14 protein-coding genes and 1 pseudogene are annotated in these 16,228 nt (G+C 63.4%); 9 read left to right on the forward strand and 6 right to left on the reverse strand.

What is annotated here, in order from left to right:
- Positions 1-141: 141 nt before the first annotated feature.
- The gene (locus ACTJKM_RS31900) at positions 142-1,038 is read right to left on the reverse strand and encodes a LysR family transcriptional regulator (protein ID WP_440661603.1); all 897 of its coding nucleotides are present in this window, start codon (positions 1,036-1,038) and stop codon (positions 142-144) included.
- Positions 1,039-1,152: 114 nt separating this feature from the next.
- On the opposite strand from ACTJKM_RS31900, the gene ACTJKM_RS31905 reads away from it, so the two are divergent.
- The gene (locus ACTJKM_RS31905) at positions 1,153-2,139 is read left to right on the forward strand and encodes a cyclase family protein (RefSeq protein ID WP_082663614.1); all 987 of its coding nucleotides are present in this window, start codon (positions 1,153-1,155) and stop codon (positions 2,137-2,139) included.
- A gap of 162 nt (positions 2,140-2,301) precedes the next feature.
- Here the strand turns inward: ACTJKM_RS31905 and ACTJKM_RS31910 are convergent, their stop codons facing one another.
- Together ACTJKM_RS31910 and ACTJKM_RS31915 are read right to left on the reverse strand one after the other, a co-directional pair.
- On the reverse strand, positions 2,302-3,786 hold the full coding sequence (locus ACTJKM_RS31910; RefSeq protein WP_440661605.1) for an MDR family MFS transporter: 1,485 nt from the start codon (positions 3,784-3,786) through the stop codon (positions 2,302-2,304).
- A gap of 188 nt (positions 3,787-3,974) precedes the next feature.
- Positions 3,975-4,106: pseudogene (locus tag ACTJKM_RS31915) on the reverse strand (ABC transporter permease); the annotation flags it as partial.
- Here ACTJKM_RS31915 and ACTJKM_RS31920 point away from each other — a divergent pair.
- Entirely contained in the window at positions 4,105-4,623 is a 519-nt protein-coding gene (locus ACTJKM_RS31920; protein ID WP_280938116.1) for a substrate-binding domain-containing protein, read from the forward strand. The pseudogene ACTJKM_RS31915 and the gene ACTJKM_RS31920 sit on opposite strands and share 2 nt — an antisense overlap.
- Positions 4,624-4,661: 38 nt before the next feature.
- Here the strand turns inward: ACTJKM_RS31920 and ACTJKM_RS31925 are convergent, their stop codons facing one another.
- A complete protein-coding gene (locus ACTJKM_RS31925; RefSeq protein WP_113513085.1) occupies positions 4,662-5,393 on the reverse strand; it encodes a pyridoxamine 5'-phosphate oxidase family protein in 732 nt (243 codons plus the stop codon).
- Positions 5,394-5,472: 79 nt separating this feature from the next.
- Between ACTJKM_RS31925 and pdxR the strand changes: the two genes are divergently transcribed.
- Positions 5,473-6,906: a MocR-like pyridoxine biosynthesis transcription factor PdxR gene (gene pdxR, locus ACTJKM_RS31930; protein WP_113513083.1), complete on the forward strand. Its 1,434-nt coding sequence runs from the start codon at positions 5,473-5,475 to the stop codon at positions 6,904-6,906.
- A gap of 18 nt (positions 6,907-6,924) precedes the next feature.
- Here the strand turns inward: pdxR and ACTJKM_RS31935 are convergent, their stop codons facing one another.
- On the reverse strand, positions 6,925-7,773 hold the full coding sequence (locus tag ACTJKM_RS31935) for a LysR substrate-binding domain-containing protein (RefSeq protein ID WP_058323235.1): 849 nt from the start codon (positions 7,771-7,773) through the stop codon (positions 6,925-6,927).
- Between the two features lie 97 nt (positions 7,774-7,870).
- Here ACTJKM_RS31935 and ACTJKM_RS31940 point away from each other — a divergent pair, with 97 nt between their 5' ends.
- The 6 genes from ACTJKM_RS31940 (at position 7,871) to ACTJKM_RS31965 (ending at position 14,226) form a co-directional block, all read left to right on the forward strand.
- Entirely contained in the window at positions 7,871-9,181 is a 1,311-nt protein-coding gene (locus tag ACTJKM_RS31940; RefSeq protein ID WP_058328357.1) for an aspartate aminotransferase family protein, read from the forward strand.
- Between the two features lie 366 nt (positions 9,182-9,547).
- Complete coding sequence (locus ACTJKM_RS31945; protein ID WP_113513081.1) at positions 9,548-10,720, forward strand: ABC transporter substrate-binding protein; 1,173 nt, start codon at positions 9,548-9,550, stop codon at positions 10,718-10,720.
- A gap of 177 nt (positions 10,721-10,897) precedes the next feature.
- A complete protein-coding gene (locus ACTJKM_RS31950; RefSeq protein WP_440661607.1) occupies positions 10,898-11,764 on the forward strand; it encodes a branched-chain amino acid ABC transporter permease in 867 nt (288 codons plus the stop codon).
- Positions 11,761-12,765, forward strand: a complete 1,005-nt coding sequence (locus tag ACTJKM_RS31955) for a branched-chain amino acid ABC transporter permease (RefSeq protein WP_440661609.1) — start codon at positions 11,761-11,763, stop codon at positions 12,763-12,765. The genes ACTJKM_RS31950 and ACTJKM_RS31955 overlap by 4 nt, the downstream gene beginning before the upstream one ends.
- Entirely contained in the window at positions 12,765-13,529 is a 765-nt protein-coding gene (locus tag ACTJKM_RS31960; protein WP_058323238.1) for an ABC transporter ATP-binding protein, read from the forward strand. Before ACTJKM_RS31955 ends, ACTJKM_RS31960 begins: the two co-directional genes overlap by 1 nt.
- The gene (locus tag ACTJKM_RS31965) at positions 13,510-14,226 is read left to right on the forward strand and encodes an ABC transporter ATP-binding protein (protein WP_058323239.1); all 717 of its coding nucleotides are present in this window, start codon (positions 13,510-13,512) and stop codon (positions 14,224-14,226) included. Before ACTJKM_RS31960 ends, ACTJKM_RS31965 begins: the two co-directional genes overlap by 20 nt.
- Before the next feature lie 24 nt (positions 14,227-14,250).
- Here ACTJKM_RS31965 and ACTJKM_RS31970 read toward each other — a convergent pair whose 3' ends face one another.
- Positions 14,251-16,224 carry a CHASE2 domain-containing protein gene (locus ACTJKM_RS31970; RefSeq protein ID WP_280938117.1) on the reverse strand — a complete coding sequence of 658 codons (1,974 nt, stop codon included), beginning with the start codon at positions 16,222-16,224 and terminating at the stop codon, positions 14,251-14,253.
- Between the last annotated feature and the right edge of the window lie 4 nt (positions 16,225-16,228).

The following is a 16,228-nucleotide window of genomic DNA, read 5'->3' on the forward strand; positions in this document are numbered from 1 at the left end:
AGAGCGCCGGGATGCAGGTCGTCGTGCCGTCATCGAGGGTAGTTTGGCACCGCGGATCAAATGGCGGGAGTAACAACTGTGACGGTATTCATTCGGAGCGGCGCGATGGGGGCGTGTGGGCCGGCGACCTTTCCTCCTAGTCTAGAGCCCGGCCAGCCGGATCTCGCCGGCGACGAAATCGGCAAAGGCCTTTACCTTCGGCAGCAGCAATCGATTGGTTGGGTAGACGATATAGATGCCGCGCTCAGCAAGTTTGTGTTGCGGCAGAATCCGCACGAGCTTGCCTTGGGCGAGCAGCGGGTTGGCAATGAAGGATGGCAAGGCGCCGATACCGATGCCGGCCTGGACCATCTCGCTCAGCATCAGGCTGTTGTCGACGACGAAGCGTGCAGGCAGTTCGATGCTCGACCTGCCGTCGGGACCTTCCACGATCCAGCTTCCCGCCTGGTCGGCGAGCCGGTAGCGGAGGCAATCATAGTTCTTGAGTTCGCCCACGCTTGCCGGCGTACCCCTGGCCGACAGATAGGCGGGCGCGGCGCAGATGATCTGTTCGACCTCGCCGAGCCGCTTGGCGATCAGCGATGAATCCGCAAGGGCTGCGCGCACGCGGATTGAGACATCGAACCCCTCCGAGACGACGTCGAGCACGTGATCGTCGAGCGTCATGTCGACCTTCAACTGCGGATGCAGCGCCATGAAGCGGGCCAGCATCGGCGCAAGGACCGTCAGCCCGAAGGAGAGGGGAGCGTTGATCCGCAGCCGGCCATTGATCTCACCGGCTTCGCCCGATGTCGAACGCTCCAGCTGGTCGAGTTCGTCGAGGAGCCTGCAGCACTCGGCGAAGTAACCACGCCCGGTCTCTGAGAGGCTCATGCGCCGGGTGGTGCGCAGAATGAGCACGGTGCCGAGGCGTTCCTCGAGTTGCCGGATCTGCTTGCTGATCGACGCATTCGATTGTCTGAGCTCCTCGGCCGCCTTGTTGAAGCTTTGAAGCTCAACGACGCGCCGAAACGCCCGCATGGCGGCCAACAGATCCATAATTTCTCCAGAGTTAAATATCTATTCTCCATATCGCTGATTATTCGAGATGCCGCCAGCAATAAGGTGAGCTCAGCTTCCTGATGTTCAGGCAATGCAGAAAAGGAGTTCACCATGTTCAACACCGCAACGTTCAGCCGCACAGTGGCGGTCTCTCTCGTGGCCGGATTGCTGGGGAGCGCGGCCTTCGCGCAGGAGGTCGGCAAGAGCCCCTGGGGGCCGAAGGACGAAATCGGGCGCCTCAACCTGATCACGCCCGCCTCACGGGCTGCGATCCTATCGCGCATCGAGGGTGCCAAGTCCTACGACCTCGCGGTGGAGTATTTCATCGGCATGCCAAGCTGGGAGGCGGCCGGCGACCCGCCATACCAGATGTGGATGACCCACACGCCGCACGGAACAACGGTTTCTGACCCGATGAAGGTCGGCAAAGAGATGAACCAGCACGTCAGTTACTCCGGCTCGGCCGTTTCGATGTACGCGCATATGGGCACGCATATCGATGCGCTGAACCACTTCGGCCTGAACGGCAAGATATGGAACGGTTATGCGGCAGCCGATCACCTCGGAGACCAGGGCTGGACCGTCACCGGCGCGGAGAAACTGCCGCCGATTGTTGCGCGCGGCGTCCTGATCGATGTCGCGGCGGCGAAGGGCATGCAGATGCTGCCGGAGAACTACCGCATTACCCGCAAGGACCTGCTGGAGGCGCTCGACAGCCAGGGCGTCAAGCTCCAGCAAGGCGACGTGGCACTGATCCGCACGGGGCGTATGCAGCACTACGAAGACAAGTCCGCCTATATGAGCAACCCACCCGGGCTGAGCATCGATGCGGCGAAGTTCCTGGTCGAAGACGGCGGCGCCATGGTCGTCGGTGCCGACAACCTGAGCTTCGAAGCGTTTCCGGCAGAAACCGAAAACAACTACATCCCGGTTCACACCTATCTGCTGGCCCAGCAGGGCGCGCCGATCATCGAGCTCATCAATCTCGAAGAGTTGTCGAAGGACCGGATCTACGAGTTCGTCTTTGTCGGCGCGTCGCTCAAGTTCCGCGGGGCTGATGCCGCACCGATCCGCCCCGTCGCCTTCCCGCTGCGCTAGTCTTTTCCTGAAAGCTCTTGCTTGAGAGGAAGAGCCAGCCGAACGATCAAACGACGAAGGCGCCGCGGCAACTCCGGGGCGCCTTCGCTCTGTCATCGCGCGATCTGAAAACAGGCCCTGTCTCACCGATTGGTAAACGCCCGCGCGCTTTCTGCGGTGCCACTAATCGATGGCGGCGGGTATCTCTGTTTCGGCGCGGCCGCGCAGCGGCTTTTCCGGCATCAGATGGAACATCGCGAGCGACAGCACCATCGCCGCGGTGCAAGCGGCGAAAATATAGGCGAATGGCAGTGCCGAGGCGGTCGTGGCACTGATCGCCTGAATGGCTTCACCACCCAGCGGTAGGCCATTGCCGAGCGCGATCGCGCCGAGGATCGCGACACCAAGGGCGCCGCCGAGCGATCGCAGGAAGGTCAGGACGCCGGTTGCCACGCCGAGATGCGCCTGGTCGACGGCGTTTTGCACGGAAATGGTCGCGACCGGAAACGTCATGCCGGAGCCGAAGCCCGCGCCCGAGGTCAATAGCACCAGCACCGATAGGGTTGTTCGCCCGGCGAGAGCGGCGAGCGCCGCCAGGCAGAGGAAGCTGAGGATGCTGCCGACGAGTGCCATTCGCTTGTAGTGGACGAGGCGCGGTATCGTCCGCGCGCTGGTCGTTGCTCCGAACACGGTGCCAAGCAACAGGCCGAGCATGATCAGCCCCGAGCCACCGGCGGAGAGGCCATGGAACGATTGCGCGTAGACCGGGAGGTAGACTGAAAGGCCGACATTGGCGCCCTGCGCCAGAAACATCGCCAGGGTTCCATAACGCACGATCGGATTGCTGAGCACTTCGAGCGAAATCAGAGGCTCGGTCACGCGCCGAAGGCGCAAGGCGAACGCACCCCAGAGAAGCGCCGAACAGCCGAGCAAACCGGCGATCTCCGGCGAAAGCCATGCATAGCGGCTGCCGCCCCAATTCAGCGCCAGCAGCAGAAGCGCGGTCGCGGCGACGAGCAATGTGGCGCCTGCTCCATCGATCCGGTGCGCCCTGGTTATAACAGGCAGTTTCTTCAACGGATTGCTGATGATCGCCAGGGCCGCAAGGCCGAGCGGGATGTTGATCCAGAAAATCAACGACCAATGGAGATGTTCGGCGAAGGTGCCGCCCAAAAGCGGCCCGGCGATGCTTGCCACGGCCCATGTTCCGGAAATCCAAGCGGCATAGCGTGCGCGCTCGCGTGGTGGGACGAGGTCGCCGATCACCGTTTGCGAGAGGGCGAAGAGACCGCCGCCACCCAGGCCCTGGACCGCGCGGCCGATGATCAGCGTCAGCATGTTCGGCGCCAGCGCGCTTATCAGCGATCCCGCAAGGAAGATGATCACGGCGGCGAAGATCGTCGGCCGTCGCCCGTGAATATCGGAGATCTTGCCATAAAGGGGAGCCATGGCCGTCGCGGTCAGGAGATAGGCCGTCACGACCCAGGGCAGATAGTCGCTGTGTCCGAGGGTCTTGCCGATCGTAGGCATGGCGGGTGCCACGATCGTCTGGTCGAGTGCGGCCAGAAGCATCGCGAGAAGGACTCCCCCGATGATGACGTTCTTCTCCGGCTCCGAGAGAGAGGCCGCCGTCGCGGTCGTTTCACTAGGGTGACGTATCTCATTCATGCGGGTGGTCCGATGCAGTCATTTCCACTTTGACGAGAGGCATTCAGAATGCTTGGGCGCGCGATAGTCAACCGTCCGAGTGACCGGGAGCTTCTCGCCGCCTGATGATCGGGGGAAGCAAAGCGGGGTCGACCGAGCCGCCTCGTGAGACGGATCTGGCGGGCGAGGCAGTCTGCGGGGCGACCGGGCTAGGCACTTCGGTGCCGTGCCATCAGCTTGGCCTGAAGCACGACCACGACGAGCAGGAAAGCGCCGCGGATGACCGATTGCCAGTAGGCGGAGAGCGAAATCCAGCCGAGACCGTTTTCGAAGTTCAGGATGACGGCCCTCGGTCACAAGCGCATCGGCTTCATCAATGGTGAAAGCTGGATGGACGCGGCCATGGACCGCCTGAAAGGCTATAAGCAGGCGCTCGCTTCCGCCGACATCGCCTTCGACGAGACGCTTGTGCGCGATGGCGACTGGCTGCCGCTACGCGGTTACGAGGCCGGGCTGGACCTGCTCTCCATGCCAAACCCGCCGACCGCCATCTTCTGCGGCAATGATCTGATGGCGATCGGCGTGATGGAGGCGGCACAGGAGAAGGGGCTTCGTGTGCCCGCCGATCTTTCGGTCATGGGCTACGACGACCAGGAACTAGCGCGCTACACCCATCCGCCGCTCTCGACGCTGGTGCTGCCGAACTACGAGATGGGACAGAGGGCCGCCGAGATCCTGATCGACATGGCGATCCACGGAAAACACATGCGTCCGATGACCATAAAGGTCGACGGGCCTTTGGTGGTTCGCGAAACCACCTCCGGCTGGCCCGCCCGGGCCGCGCAGGCAAAGCGATAGAGCAGCGCAACGCTTTCGGGAAACAGGATAGAGCGTCGTTAGTCGTCCGCTTCGTTGGCATAGGCGGCGATGTAGGCTTCCGTTAGCGCCTCTTCCAGCGGGCGACCCAATCGATAGGGAGAAAGCGTCTCGGGCCGCGCGACGCCGTGCGGCAAGCGCGAGCAGGGTTCGGGTGCGCCCAAAATGGTGTGCACGGGAAGGCGCTCCGCATAAACAGGCAGATCGTAGTCCTCCTCATCGTCGGCGATACCCTTGGCCCTGATCTTTGCTGAGGCCCGTTCGATTTCCATGACGATGACAGCGGTCGCCTTGATCTCTTGAGCAGTGCTCGGGCGCAGGGTCGCGGTGCGGTCCGGAAAGAGCCGGTCCACCATCATCGTCAGGGCACGCAGTTTCTCCTCCTGGTCCTCGACCAGGCGGGCGGTTCCGAAAGCCATGACCGAGCGGTAATCGGCCGAATGGTTGAAGCCGGAGCGGGCAAGCACGAGGCTGTCGAGGTGTGTGACGGTCAGGCAGGCCGGCTCGCCCGCCGACAGGTTGCGCAGCATGCGGCTGGCGCTGCTGCCGTGCCAGTAGAGGTGACGCCCTTCACGCCAGAAGAGCGTCGGCGTGCAGAAGGGTTGGCCGTCGATGACATAGGCGACGTGGGCGAGTGCCGCCGCGTCGAGCAGCCTGTGCACCGTCTCGTGGTCGTAGAAACCACGGTCATGGCGGCGCTTGACGCGGTTGACCGTATCGACGGGGTAGGCGGGCGTGGAATGTTCGGTCACGGCTGGTTCCTTTCAGGCTTGCATCCTGAAGGTTCGCATGAACAGACTGGTTTGAAATAGGTCCACTTTTGTAATCTTCATGCCAACCACTTCTCTTCCAAGACAGGGATCGGCCTTCCCGCCGATCGAACTTGATCGCTCGATCCGCAACCAGGCGCTTCGGGTCCACAGTGGGTTGCGTGCCGCCATCGTCGACGGTTTGCTGGCGCCCGGCTCCCGTCTGCCGTCGAGCCGCGAGCTTTCCGCCCAACTTGGCATAGGCCGCAATATGATCGTTGCGGCCTATGAGCATCTCGCGAGCGACGGACTGATCGAGGCCCGTCACGGCTCGGGCACCTATGTCTCGTCCAGCCTGCCGACACCGCCGTCCATTGCAACGGCACCGGATATCCCGCTGGCCTTTGGCGGCCGGCCGCCCTTCGCTCTCGGCCAGACCCATGTGGAGCCGGCTTTTCTTGCACGGCTGGCTGCGGCCACCCGGCGTCATATCGCGGAGGCGAGCGTCGACGACCTCGCCTATGGCGACCCGCGCGGCAGCTTGCATTTGCGCCGACAGATCGCAGACTTCCTGGCCGTCAACCGAGGCATCCGTTGCGATCCAGGCTGTGTGGTGATCGTCAGCGGCACCCAGCACGGGCTGAGGCTGTGCGTCGACGCACTGCTTGCGCCGGGAGATTGTGCCTGGGTCGAGGAGCCCGGCTATGGCGTGTCGCGCTCGACACTGATGGCAGCAGGTGTGCGGCTTGTGCCGGTGCCGGTCGACGGGGCAGGGATCGATGTTGCAGCGGGTTTTGCACGAAACCCTGGCGCCAGGGCTGCCTATGTCACCCCTTCGCACCAGTTTCCGACCGGTGTGAAAATGGCGATGGACCGACGTGTGGCGCTGATCGATTGGGCTGACGCGACTGGCGCCTGGATCTTCGAGGACGACTACGACAGCGAGTTCCGCTATTCAGGTCCTCCGCTGACGGCACTGGCAGGGCTTGCGCCGGACCGCGTCGTCTATCTCGGGACCTTCGCCAAGACGCTGTTTCCGGGGTTGCGGCTGGGTTACGTGGTGGTGCCTCCAGGCGCATTGGGACGGGTGTTGGCGCGTCGCGCCGCCTTCGACCGGTTCATGCCGGTTTTCCTGCAGAACGCCGTGGCCGATCTCCTGGCGGATGGATCGGTCGCGTCCCATTTGCGCAAGAGCCAGAGGCGCTATCGTGTCGCCCGCGATCAACTGGCTGAAATTGTCAACGCCACATCCCGGGGGACACTGTGCTCGGATGTCCCGGAACAGGGCCTTCACATGATCGTCCGGCCGCGCGACGGGCTCGCGCCGGGCCTGTCGCAATTGATCCGGGCGGAAGCGAAAATCGAAGCGGTGCTTCTGTCCGAAACCTTCATGGAGCGACGCGACGCCGAAGGCCTCATCCTCGGGTTCTCAGGATATGAAACCGGTGCGCTGCGGGCGGCAGCCACGCGCCTGGGAACCACCGCGCTCAAACTGGCCGACGATTCTCGGTGGTGACCACCCCACGCGACACCTTCAAATGGTGGGCAACACGGTTCTTACGTGGTCCGCGAGTGCCTTCACCGCGGATGACGGGCGAAGTTCGGCAAATTCGAGCGCAATGCCGATCGTCGGGAGCTTCGGCAATCCGGCCGAAATGACGTGCAGGTCGGAGGGGACGGCGGTTCTCGTTAGAACACTGATCGCATGGCCGGATCGGGCAAATGCGATGAGACCGGCAAGGCTGTTGCTCGCAAAGGCGACGCGGTACCGACGATTGACCGCCTCCATCGCGTCGCAGGCTGCCCGGTAGTCGAGCGTCGTCGGGGCTGACAAGGCTAAGGGCAGGGAGACACGGTCGAGGATCTCCGGTTCTGCAGCCTTGCCGACCCACACGAAGTCTTCGGTGCGAATGGTCTCGCCGTTTGAAACATCGGCAATTGACACGAGCGCCAGATCGATTTGCCGCCGCAGCAACATTGGGCGCAGTTCCGTGGTCGGTGCGCAGACCATGCGCAATTCGACCTCCGGGTGCTGATCGAGAAAGCGCTCGATGATCCCTGGGAGAAAGGCGATTGAATAATCTTCCGGGCATCCCAGGGTCACGGAACCTTTGAGACCCTTGCCTTCCATCTCCGCCAGGATCTCATCGTGCCCGGCGAGAAGATGTTCGGCATGGGCCAGCAGCTTTTCACCGGCCGCGGTCAGCCGTACGCCGGATCCGGTGCGATGGAAGAGCGCCTGCTCGAGAAAGTCCTCCAGACGCTGCATCTGCATGCTGAGCGTCGATTGCGTTCGCCCGACCTGAAGGGAGGCAAGGCTGATTGAGCCCGCCCGCGCGATGACGGCGAAATTTCGAAGCAAGGCAAGATCGAGATTTCTCATGATATCAAAATATCCAATATCGGAGCGGAATACTATCAATTTGCATGAGGCCATAACTCCCACTAGCCATTGAGAACCGCCAACGAGGAGCAATCTGATGTCGCTGAATTCCGATCCTGCTTTCTGGGCCTCCGCCAACAAACATCTCACGCGCTATGGGCCCGGTTTCGAGGCGATCATCGTGGAACGCGCGGAGGGAAGCTTCGTCTATGATGCGGACGGTCGCGCCGTTCTGGACTTCACCTCCGGACAGATGAGCGGTGTTCTCGGCCATACTCACCCTGACATTGTTGCGACCGTCGACCGGCAAATGCGGACGGTCGCCCATCTCTTCAGCGGCATGCTGTCGCGGCCCGTCGTCGAGCTCGCCACGCGCCTTGCCGCGCTTGCGCCGGGGCTCGACCGGGTTCAGCTTCTGACAACGGGCGCTGAGTCGAACGAGGCGGCCATTCGCATGGCGAAGCTGGTGACCGGCGGCCACGAGGTCGTCGCCTTCGCGCAGAGCTGGCACGGAATGACGGGGGCCGCCGCCTCAGCGACCTACAGCGCCGGCCGAAAGGGATACGGTCCCGCCGCCGCCGGCTCGTTCGTGATCCCGGCGCCGAACGCCTACCGGCCGCGGTTCACCCACCCGGATGGGAGCAATGATTGGCAGACGGAGCTCGACGATGCCTTCTCGTTGATCGACCGGCAGTCGACGGGCAGCCTCGCGGCGTTCATCGCAGAACCGATCCTTTCGAGCGGAGGGATCCTCGAACTTCCGCCGGGCTACCTCGCCGCGCTCAAGCGCAAGTGCGAGGAACGGGGCATGCTGCTGATCCTCGATGAGGCCCAGACGGGCATCGGCCGGACTGGGCATATGTTCGCCTTCCAGCGTGACGGCGTGACGCCCGACATTCTCACCTTGTCGAAGACATTGGGCGCCGGGCTGCCGCTTGCCGCCGTCATGACGACGGCGGAGATCGAGCAAAAGGCCCATGAAAGGGGCTTCCTCTTCTATACCACCCACGTCTCGGATCCGCTGCCAGCGGCAGTCGGCGTAACGGTGCTCGACGTGGTCGAACGTGACGGCCTGGTCGAACAGGCGATCGCGCGCGGCGAGCTGTTGCGCAGGGGTCTCCTGTCGCTTCAACAAAGGTTCGAATGTGTCGGCGATATCAGGGGCCGCGGCCTTCTCCTTGGGCTCGAAGTTGTCGCTGATCGGCAGACGAAGGCTCCGGGCTTCGATCTGGGTGCCAGGGTCATGGAGGAGGCGATGCGGCGCGGTCTCAGCATGAACATCGTCAAGCTTCCCGGGATGGGCGGCGTCTTTCGCATCGCTCCGCCACTGACCGTTTCGGACGGAGAGATCGATCTCGGACTGGAGATCCTGTCGGCTTCCATCGACGCGGCCATGCGTGCCGGCTGAACGCGCTCGCGTGCAGATTTTCGTTTCATCCCAAGATACCGCCAACCCGCATCGGAAACCTGATGCGGGTTGGCCTGTCCCGTTGGCAGGTTGAAGCATAGCGCCAAAGCCATCATGGACGCGACCTTGCAGCCGATAGGGGCGGCGTCGTCATTCTGTTTTCGTCGACGTGGCGCGCATCGCCGTTAAATACGCGCCCGGCGGCTGGACCCGATCTCGCAGGAAACATAACTCCCCGATTATGATTTTGGCCCCATATTTCATTTTTACATCACCGTTTGGCATGGCAAGTTGACGCCTATCAAATCAACGGGGTTTGTGAGGACGATGCGGGTTCGGGAGCGATCGGCGTCGCAGGGAGGAAACATGAAACGGATGATTCTGGCTGCGATCGCGGCTTTGGCAATGAGCGGCGCGGCCTATGCCGACACGATCAAGATCGGTGTTGTCGGGCCATTCTCCGGTCCGTTCGCGCTTCAGGGCAAGAACTTCAAGGCTGGCATCGATGCCTATATGTCGCTGAACGGCAGCAAGGTCGGCGACGACGATATCGAGATCATCTATCGCGACGTGCCGCAGGCCGATCCGGCCCAGGCGAAGGCGCTGGCACAGGAACTGGTGGTGAAAGAAGGCGTGCAATATCTCGCCGGCTTCTACTTCACGCCGGATGCCATGGCGGTAACGCCGCTCCTTACCCAGGCGAACGTGCCGCTCGTCATCATGAACGCGGCAACCTCGGCAATCGTTACGAAGAGCCCGCTCGTCGTGCGCACCTCGTTCACCACCTGGCAGACCTCGACGCCGATCGCCAAGGTTGCCAAGGACGCCGGCGTTTCCAAGGTCATTTCGGTCGTCAGCGATTACGGCCCGGGCGTCGATGCCGAGAACGCCTTCAAGGCGGGTTTCGAGGCGGCCGGCGGTCAGGTCGTCGAGGCGATCCGCATGCCGCTCGCGACCAATGATTTCTCGCCGATCATGCAGCGCATCAAGGATTCGGGCGCCGAGGGCGTGTTCGCCTTCCTGCCGTCCGGTCCGACGACGCTCGGTTTCGTCAAGGCCTTCAAGGAGAACGGCCTGAAGGACGGCGGCATCAAGTTCTTCGCCCCCGGCGACCTGACGCAGGAATCCGACCTGCCGGCACTCGGCGAGGCAGCGCTCGGCATCCAGACGACCTTCCACTACGCGGTTTCGCATGACTCGCCTGAGAACAAGGCCTTCGTCGAAGCTGCCGGCAAGGCGATCGGCAATCCGGCCGAACTCTCGTTCCCTTCGGTCGGTGCCTATGACGGCATGCATGTCATCTACAAGATGATCGAGGCGACCGGTGGCGAGCAGGATGCGGCCAAGGCAGTGGAGGCCGTAAAGGGTTTCTCCTGGACAAGCCCGCGCGGCCCCGTGACGATCGATCCGGAATCACGCCACATCACGCAAAACATCTACCTGCGCGAAGTCGCCAAGGCTGATGACGGCACCTACTACAACAAGGAAATCCAGACCTTCGAGAAGCAGGGCGACCCCGGTCTCGCTGCGCTGAAGTAGGCAGGTTGGGGCGGGCGCACANCCGACACCGATGATGCGCTGATCAGCGGCGCCCATGAACGAAGCCATGTGCCCGCCCGCGACGTCACAGTGCTGGCGCAGGAGTAGCGCTCCGCGCATATAATGCGCCCCGAATCCGGCGCAGCAAAAACTGGAAGAAAGGGCACGGATAGCCCCATGCAAACCGTCCTCAGCATTGCGATCGATGCCCTTGCCTATGGCATGGTGCTCTTCGTCATCTCCATCGGCCTTTCGGTGACCATGGGCCTGATGCGCGTGGTCAATCTGGCGCACGGCGCCTTTGCCATGATCGGCGGCTACATCGCCTCCTATGCGGCCCGCGATCTTGGCCTTGCCTATGGCTTTGCCGTGCTGCTTGCGATCTTCGGCACTATCGTTATTGCCGTGCCCATCGAACGCCTGCTCTACCGGCGCATCTATGGCGCGCCGGAACTGACCCAGGTGCTGATGACCATCGGCATCACCTTCTGCATTATCGGAATCGCCAACTACGTCTTCGGCCCGACGTTGAAGACGGTGCCGTTGCCGAGCGAATTGCAGGGATCGGTGGATCTCGGTTTCCGGGCGATCGCCACGCACCGCATCTTCGCAATCGTCTGCGGCCTCGCGGTTGCCGCCGGCCTCTGGTACGCGATCGAAAGGACCGCCTTTGGCGTGAAGCTGCGTGCCTCGGTCGACAATGCGGCGATGGCTGCCGCCCTCGGGGTGCGCACGGAGATCGTCTATGCCGTGAGCTTTGCGGTTGCCGTCGGGCTCGCCGCCTTCGGCGGCGTCGTCGGCGCCGAGTTGCTTCCGGTCGAGCCCTATTATGCGCTGCGCTACATGGTGACCTTCCTGGTCGTCGTCTCCGTCGGCGGTGCCGGGTCGATCCCGGGTGCGCTCGTCGCCTGCCTGCTGCTCGGCGCGATCGATACGACCGGTCGCTATCTCATGCCGGAATTCGGCGAGTTCTTCTTCTATCTGGCCGTGATCGCGATCATCTGCGTCTTTCCGCGCGGGCTCGCCGGGAGGGCCAAGGGATGACCATGACGACGACGAACGACATGATTGCGGCATCCCCAGCGCGCCGGCGTTTCGGCGGTGGAGACGTCATCGGCGTGGCGATCATCCTGCTGGTCGCGGTGATCGGCTATTTCCTCTTTCCCAACAATCTGGCGCTTCTGACCCGGATCATCGCCGCGGCACTTCTGGTGCTGTCGCTGGATCTCGTCACCGGCTATTGCGGCGTCGCGACACTCGGGCACGCTGCCCTCTTCGGCGCCGGCGCCTATGCAGCGGGCATTGCCTCGGCGCATTACGGCATCAACGATCCGCTTGCCATGCTGGCGTTCGGCATCGTGGCCGGTGCGGTTGCGGGGCTTATCTGCGGGGTCGTGATCCTGCGCGCCCACGGTCTTCCGCAATTGGTTTTGTCGATCGCGCTCATCCACCTTTTCCACGAGTTCGCCAACAAGGCATCGTCCTGGACCGGCGGTAGCGACGGCCTTTCCGGGATCGCGCCGACTGCGCTCCTCGGACTCTATGAGTTCGACCTCTGGGGCCGCACGGCCTACGTCTTCGGCGTCGTGTTGCTCGCCATCGTCTTCGTGCTGTTGCGGCTGATCGTGCGTTCGCCCTTCGGCATGTTGTGTCGTGGCATCAAGGAAGATCCGGTCCGCATCCGCTCCATGGGCGCGTCGCCGAAGATCGCGCTGACGAAAATGTACTTGATATCCGGCGCCGTTGCCGGCGTCGGCGGGGCGCTGAACGCGATCTCAACCCAGGTCGTCGGCCTCGACAGCCTCTCCTTTACGATGTCGGCCGAGAGCCTTGTCATGCTGGTGCTCGGCGGCACCGGCTCCCTCTTCGGCGCGCTGACGGGCACGGTGGTCTTCATGTTCTTCGAGGATGTGGTCTCGGCCGCCAACCCCTTCCATTGGCTGACGATGGTGGGTGCGCTGCTGATCGCCGTCGTCTTGTTCGCGCCGAAGGGCCTCTACGGCACCGCGGCCGCCTTCGTTGCCCGCCGCCGGGAGGCCAAGTGATGCAGCCGATCTTCGAAGTCCGCAATTTGAAGCGCGCCTTCGGTGGCCTTGCGGTCACCAACGATGTCAGCCTCAGTATGGCGCCGGGAGACCGGGTGGCGCTGATCGGCCCAAACGGTGCCGGCAAGACGACGTTCGTCAATCTCGTTACCGGCAACCTTCGGCCTGACTCAGGCGAAGTGCGCATCGCCGGCGAGCCCGTGACCGGCGTCGACGCGATTGGCCGCGTTCGGCGCGGGCTTGTGCGCTCGTTCCAGGTGACGCGGCTTTTTGCCGACATGACGCCGGCCGAGCATGTTGCGCTTGCCGTGCTTCAGCGGAGCGGCCGCGCCGGTCGTCTCTTCGGCAATTTTCTCGGCATGTCCGATGTCATGGCCGAGGTTCAGGAACTTCTCGGCAAGCTCGGCCTCAAGGAACTGATGCACCGCAAGGTGAGCGAGATCGCCTATGGCCAGCAGCGACTGCTGGAGATAGCCGTCGCCCTGGCGCTGAAACCGAGGGTGCTGCTGCTCGACGAGCCAGCTGCCGGCGTGCCGCAAAGCGATACCGGCCGCATCGAGCAGGCGCTGGCCGATCTGCCTGCCGACCTCGCCGTGCTGATGATCGAGCACGACATGGATCTCGTCTTCCGCTTTGCCAAGCGCGTGGTGGTGCTGGCTGCGGGCGCGATCATCTTCGACGGTTCGCCGTCGGAGGTCACCAAGGACCCGCGCGTCCGGGAAGCCTATCTGGGGAGCTATGCCAATGCCAGCCACGCCGCTTGAGGTGGAAAACCTGTCCGCGGGCTACGGCCCGACGCGCGTGCTCGAAGGCGTGTCCTTTGCCGTTCCGGCGGGCGCCCGCCTTGCCGTTCTTGGCCGCAATGGCATGGGCAAGACGACCCTGCTTGCGACCCTTGCCGGCCAGACGCGGCGCTATGACGGACGCATCCGCATGGGCGGTACCGATGTGACCGCGCTGCCGAGCGCCTCGCGCGCCATGCAAGGGCTTGGCTTCGTGCCGCAGGCGCGCTGCGTCTTCCCGACGCTGACCGTCGAGGAGAACCTGTTCGTCGGGCTCAAGAACCGTCCGAAGAGCGCCATCCAGGAAGCCTACGACATGTTTCCGCGGCTTCACGAGCGGCGAAGAAACCTCGGCAGCCAGCTTTCCGGCGGCGAGCAGCAGATGTTGTCGACGGCGCGTTCAATCCTCGGGCGGCCCTCGATCCTTCTGCTCGATGAACCGCTGGAGGGGCTGGCACCCGTCATCTGCGAGGAACTGATGAAGGCCTTTGCCGAACTGGCGAAGACCGGCGACATGACCATCTTGCTGGTCGAACAACGGATCCAGAGCGCCCTCGACTTTGCCGATCAGGTGATCGTGCTCGAGCGCGGGCGCATCGCCTGGAGTGGAACGCCGGAAGCGCTCGCCAGAGACCACGATGCCGTCGAACGGCTGCTGGGAGTGGGCGGCCTCCACTGAACCGGAAACGGCTTACTTCGGTCGTTAACGGACAACGAGACGGCTGCGCTCGCGCTCGTAGTAGCGTGCGAGCGGCGGCAGGGCATTCTTCAGTTGGTCGAAGACCGCATCATCCACCAGAAGCGCGCCATCATACTTGGCTTGCACGAAGGACCGGTGCCGCTCAAGCGCTTCCTTCTTAGCGCCGACAGTGACGGTGAAGACGGGCGATACGGTGCTGCGTCCCTTGACGGTAATCCGATCCAGTTCGGCGATAGGGAAGGTTTTTTCCACGAGACGCGCAGTTTCTTCGCCGAGGAGCAGCGAGATGCCGTAGTCCTTGGAAGCCCCTTCGAGACGCGATGCGAGATTGACCGCATCGCCGAGGGCGGAATAGTCGAAGCGCTGGTGCGAACCCATGTTGCCGACGACGCACTCGCCGGTGTTGATGCCGATGCCGATCCGCAGCGTTTGCGCGGGCCGCCGCTCCCGCTTCGCCTCAGCCTCCAATTCCTCGTTGACCCGCGTGAGCGCTTTAAGCATGTCGAGCGCTGCGCGCACCGCGTGAACCGCATGGTCGGGGTCGTCAAGCGGCGCATTCCAGAAGGCCATGAGGCAGTCGCCGATATATTTGTCGATGGTTCCGCCCTGTTTCAGCACCGCATCCGACAGCGGCGTCAGTAGGCGGTTGACGAGTGTCGTCAACCGCTCAGGATCGTCCTTCATCTCCTCAGCGATGGTGGTGAAGCCGCGGATGTCGCAGAAGAGGATCGAAAGCGTGCGGCGTTCGCCGCCGAGCTTCAGATGCGACGGGTCTTTCGCCAGTCGTTCGACAAGGGCGGGGGAAAGGTACTGCTGAAAGGCGCGGGTGATTTCATGGCGCCGTCGGCGCTCTTCGGCATAGTCAAGCCCGGCCTGGCCGGCGGCCACGGTCAGGAAGGCGAGCCCCGGGCCGAGCGGCGAGAGGAAGACATGCCCGAGGCGCATGGCCACATAACTTGCCAGCACAATAAGGCTCAGCGCGACAATGGTGGATCCGAGCGTGCGCCACCCCGTTGTTCTGAGCACCGCGAAGGCGGCGAGGATCGCCGCAAACGCGATCGCCGCGATCACAACGGGTCGTGGAGCCCGCTGGACGTAGAGTTCGTGCGCAAGGTTGTCGTAGATCGTCGCCTGCATCTCTACGCCGGAAACGAGCTTGTTCGAATGGACGGTATCGGACGTCGCGAATGCGTCCGCGCCCCCATCGGCAATCGACGGAGCGTTCTGCAAGCTGAGCCCGACGAGGACCACCCGATCGCGAAAGGTACCTTCCGGCAGGAAATTGGTGGGATCGAGCGCCTGGTAATAGGAGACGGTCGGATAGGTTCGCGCCGGTCCGAAGACCTGGATGAGGGCATCGGTCGGGGGAGGTTGCGTCCGCGTGCCGGCGATCCCGGCCAGAACGGCGGCAAAGCCGTCGGGATAGTCCGGGATGGAGCGTAGCGTGCCGTCGCCACCAAGGTTGACCGAGGCAATCCCGGTTCTTGCCCCCTTGGCGGTGAAGCGGGCAAGGGGCTCGGTGCGCACGAACTGGTCGGCCTGCGGCGCTTCCACCAGCGTCTGGTCGCCGGCAAGGACGACGCCGGTATCAAGAGCTTTTTCCAGCTCGTCGTCGTTCACCGGATCGGCCGACGGCTCGGCGAAAATGACGTCCATGCCGATCGCGCGGGCGCCGGCCTTGCGCAGCGCTTCGATGAGACGGGCGTGCAGCGCGCGTGGCCACGGCCACTGCCGGCCGATCTCGGCCATCGAGGGTTCGTCGATGGCGACGACGACGGGGCTGTTTTCGGGCAGTGGCGGTGTGCCGATGGTCGACAGATAGTCGAAGCTGCGCAATTCGTTGAGCAGCCAGGCATTGGACAAGGTCGCAAGCGAAAGCGCGATGCTGACGAAGGCGGCAAGACCCAGAAGCTTCAGCCGCCGCAACGCGAGGCGACGAGCATCCAACTGTCCGTATCGGCCGCCCGATGCCTGCACGGCG

Source organism: Ensifer sp. 22460 (assembly GCF_052044935.1).
In the GTDB taxonomy this organism is placed as follows: Bacteria; Pseudomonadota; Alphaproteobacteria; order Rhizobiales; family Rhizobiaceae; genus Ensifer.